The 3827-nt window shown below is 62.9% G+C and carries 5 protein-coding genes and 1 pseudogene; 4 read left to right on the plus strand and 2 right to left on the minus strand.

Annotated elements, in window-relative coordinates:
• Together G3436_RS18525 and G3436_RS18530 are read left to right on the plus strand one after the other, a co-directional pair.
• Positions 1 to 223, plus strand: a 223-nt coding sequence (locus G3436_RS18525) for a transcriptional regulator, SarA/Rot family (protein WP_163947836.1), incomplete at its 5' end; no start/stop codon positions are given.
• 164 nt (positions 224 to 387) lie between these two features.
• Positions 388 to 806, plus strand: a pseudogene (locus G3436_RS18530) (organic hydroperoxide resistance protein).
• A 67-nt stretch (positions 807 to 873) separates the two neighbouring features.
• Here G3436_RS18530 and G3436_RS18535 read toward each other — a convergent pair.
• Together G3436_RS18535 and earP are read right to left on the minus strand one after the other, a co-directional pair.
• A complete protein-coding gene (locus G3436_RS18535) occupies positions 874 to 1446 on the minus strand; it encodes an elongation factor P (RefSeq protein ID WP_038994110.1) in 573 nt (190 codons plus the stop codon).
• Positions 1447 to 1494: 48 nt separating this feature from the next.
• A complete protein-coding gene (gene earP / locus G3436_RS18540) occupies positions 1495 to 2628 on the minus strand; it encodes an elongation factor P maturation arginine rhamnosyltransferase EarP (RefSeq protein WP_163947839.1) in 1134 nt (377 codons plus the stop codon).
• A 134-nt stretch (positions 2629 to 2762) separates the two neighbouring features.
• Between earP and G3436_RS18545 the strand changes: the two genes are divergently transcribed.
• On the plus strand, positions 2763 to 3155 hold the full coding sequence (locus G3436_RS18545; RefSeq protein ID WP_163947842.1) for a hypothetical protein: 393 nt from the start codon (positions 2763 to 2765) through the stop codon (positions 3153 to 3155).
• A gap of 1 nt (position 3156) precedes the next feature.
• Entirely contained in the window at positions 3157 to 3639 is a 483-nt protein-coding gene (locus G3436_RS18550) for a GreA/GreB family elongation factor (protein WP_163947845.1), read from the plus strand.
• Positions 3640 to 3827: the final 188 nt, after the last annotated feature.

Consider the following 3827-nt stretch of genomic DNA (forward strand, 5'->3'; position numbering starts at 1 on the left):
GCTCAAGCGCCTGGAGGCCGAAGGCCTGCTCAAGCGCACCCGCAGCCGCGAGGATGAGCGGGTAGTGATCGTGCAACTGACCGAGCAAGGACGAGCACTACACGCCCAGGCTCGGACCATTCCACCGTGCATCCTGGGTGCCAGCGGCCAGTCGCTGGAACGGCTGCAACGACTGCAGGCCGAGTTGCTGGATTTGCGCGAGCACTTGCAGAAAAGCCTGTGACCCTCTGAATTCGGGGCGTTCAACCCACCCAAGCAGGCGGTGCGACGACCGTTGGTAGGTTTTTCGGTTATTTATCTTGCGCACTAAATATTAGCGCACTATATTTCATCCGGTACTTCTTCAGCGCCCCGGCGCCTCCCCTACTGCACCGTACGAGGTTCACTATGAAAACGCTCTACACCGCAACCGTAACCTCCACCGGCGGCCGCGATGGCCGTGCTGTTTCCAGCGACCACATCCTCGATGTGAAACTGGCCACGCCCAAAGAACTGGGCGGTGCGGGGGGCGCGGCGACCAACCCTGAGCAACTGTTTGCCGCCGGTTACTCGGCCTGCTTCATCGGCGCGCTGAAATTCGTCGCCGGTCAGAGCAAGCGCCAGCTGCCAGCCGATACTGCAATCACCGCCGAGGTCGGCATCGGCCAGATCGAAGGCGGCTTCGGCCTCGACATCGACCTGCGCATCAGCCTGCCGGGCCTGGAGCAGGCGACGCCCAGGCACTGGTCGACGCGGCGCACCGGGTGTGCCCGTACTCCAATGCCACCCGTGGCAACGTCGATGTGCGCCTGCACGTCAGCGTCTGAGGCATCGCCCAGGCATAAAAAAACCCGGCCGAGGCCGGGTTTTTCATGTTCGCGCAGTACGCCAGGCTTAAACCTTGGCGCGGCCCTTGTAGGAGCCACCTTCGCGGGTGTCGATCTCGATCCAGTCACCGATCTCGATGAAGTCGGCAACGCTCAGCTCGGTGCCATTCTTCAGTTTGGCAGGCTTCATCACCTTGCCCGAGGTATCGCCACGCGCCGAACCTTCGGTGTAGTCAACCTGACGCACGATGGTGGTTGGCAGATCAACCGACACCAGGCGCTCTTCGAAGAACACGGCTTCGCAGACGTCTTCCATGCCTTCTTCGATGAACGGCAGAACGGCTTCGATATCTTCGGCGTTCAGCTCGTACATGGTGTAGTCGGTGGTGTCCATGAACGTGTAGGTGTCGCCGTTGATGAACGACAGGGTCGCTTCTTTACGGTCGAGGATCACGTCGTCCAGCTTGTCGTCGGCGCTGTAGACGGTTTCGGTCTTGTAGCCGGTCAGCAGGTTTTTCAGCTTGGTCTTCATGATCGCGCTGTTACGGCCCGATTTGGTGAATTCAGCTTTCTGAACCAGCCAAGGGTCGTTGTCGATACGGATCACGGTACCGGGTTTCAGCTCTTTACCAGTTTTCATTGCGAGTTATCCGAATTTGGATGGATTTACAAAAATCGAGGCCGCATATCATAGCGAATTTCGACAAAACTGTACCAGCGCCGTGGCAAGGTCCGGCTGAGCGGCCTGCGCGGCGCACCAGCGCTCGGCATGAGCACTCAGTTCCGACCAGTGCAGCAGCAGTTGTTGCCACGCCTGCCCCATGTCTCGGTCCATGTTCCAGGCGCGCCACAGTTGCACCAGCGCAGCGCCTGCGGGCGCCGAGAGCCCCTGGGTGTATTGGTCGAGAAAGGCCTCCAGCTTCTCCCAGTGGGCATACTCTTCCTGCACGTAGATATGCCACAGCAACGGCCGCCCGGCCCACTGCGCACGCACGAACGAGTCTTCACCGCGCACGGCATTGAATTCGCAGCACCACAGCAGGCGATCATAATCGTCCTGGCTGACGAAAGGCAGGATCTGCACCGTCAACGCACCGCGCTGCGCCACACTGCCCACCACCAGCGGCGCTTCGCCGAACCAGGCCTGTACATCGCCCAGGACACGGCCCTCGGGCACCAGCAGATGGCTGGCCCGCGTATCGCTCGCCAGCGCGTCGAGCCAACTGCCTAACCCTGGGTTCTCATACGCGAACAACGACATCAATCGCGCCTGCGCCTGCGCTGTCACCCCCAGGCCCTGCAGGAACGCCTGGCGGGCCTGCGGGTCGCGCTCGAATGCCTGACGCCGTGCCAGCAGGTTCGACTCGCGCAGCAGCCCACCGGTACGCGGGGTAAAGCCGGGAAAGAAAAACGCCTTGCGCAAGCCGTTGGCTTGCGGCGACGGCAGACCGTGACAGCCCTCCACCCAGCTTTCGGCGCTGAGGTACTCCAGGTTCAGCCACTGCGCAGGCACGCTGCGCGCCTGCATGGCCTGGACATAAGCGGCCGGCAACTGGCAGCCAAACGCGCCGATCACTACATCCGCCACAGTGGTGGGTTGCCAGTCGGCGGGCCACTGGCACACCTGCACGCCCTGCTGCCATTGCGCTGTCAGGTGCGGGTCGGCGGTCGGGCACAGCCGTGCGAACGCGGCCAGCTCATCCACCCACAGGCGCACGGCCAGCGAGTGCTCCGCCGCCAGTTGCCGAGCCAGGCGCCAAGTGACGCCAATATCACCGTAGTTGTCGACGACGCAGCAAAAGATATCCCAAGTCTGTTTCATCGCGGGCACCTCTTGAGCCGGGCGTAAAAAGCGTCGATTGTCCGGTTTAATCATTGCAGACAACAAGAGCGAGGCTGAATAAAACCGCGAGCGCATGCGACAATCACGGGCATTGTCCTGGCCAGGAGGCTGCCATGTCGTACCGTGCGCGTCGCCGCGAACTGAAGATTGCCCACAACCCGCTGCAATTGATCCTGTGCGTGGCCCTGGGCCTGTGGCTGGGGTTCGTGGCGATTGCCCTGACCCTGTGGCTGGCCTGGCAGTACCTGCCAGGCACCCATGAGCCGCTGCGCGAAGCGCTTGCTCCGCCTGCACCGGCCGTGGCGCCGCAGCAATCGCCGGAGCAGAACCAGATGTTCGAGCAGTACAAAGAGATCTTGCGCAGCCAGGCCATCCAACAGGCCGAGGAGCATGCACAGGGCGAGGTACGCAACCTGTCCAACCCGCGGTGCCAGTTCTGGTTGCAGCAGAACCGCACGGCACCGACCGAGAAGAGCCGGGCCAATGTCCTTGAGTTCTGCCGCTGAGATGAACAAGACCGAACTGCTGGCACGCATCGTCGAGCGCCTGGGCATTGACCTGGACGTGGCCCAGCGCGCGGCGCAGACCGCGTATGAGGCTGCGACCGCCGAAGAGAACATTGCCGAGAACAAGTACGACACCCTGGGCCTGGAGGCCTCGTACCTGGCCACCGGGCAGGCACGGCGCATGGAGGAGATTCGCCGGTCGCGGGTGGCGTACCAGCAGTTGCAGGTGCGCGACTATGACCCCGAGGCCGGGATTCAGCTGAGCAACCTGGTGCTGCTGGCCGACGAGCACGACCGCCAGCAGCGGTTGTTTCTGGGGCCAGAGGCGGCGGGCCTGAAGATGGGCGAAGGCGATGCACTGGTGACCGTGATCACCCCGCGCTCACCACTGGGGCAGCACCTGATGGGCAAGTTCGAGGGGGATGAGGTGGTGCTGGTGCTGGGCAACAGTCGCCAGGTGTACGAAATCATCGAGGTGTGCTGAAAAGCTACGCCGATGCGCCAGGCGATACTTTTGTGCCGCCCTCGGCACCTGGCGCGCCCGCGCCGCCAGGCTGCGCTCCAGCAACTGGATGAACGCCCTGGCTGCGGGCGTCGGGTTGGTCGACCAGATGGCATACAAGTGGCGCACCGGCGCATCATGCACCGGCACCGCGACCACACCACTGAAGC

The sequence above is a fragment of the Pseudomonas brassicae genome (assembly GCF_010671725.1).
In the GTDB taxonomy this organism is placed as follows: Bacteria; Pseudomonadota; Gammaproteobacteria; order Pseudomonadales; family Pseudomonadaceae; genus Aquipseudomonas; species Aquipseudomonas brassicae.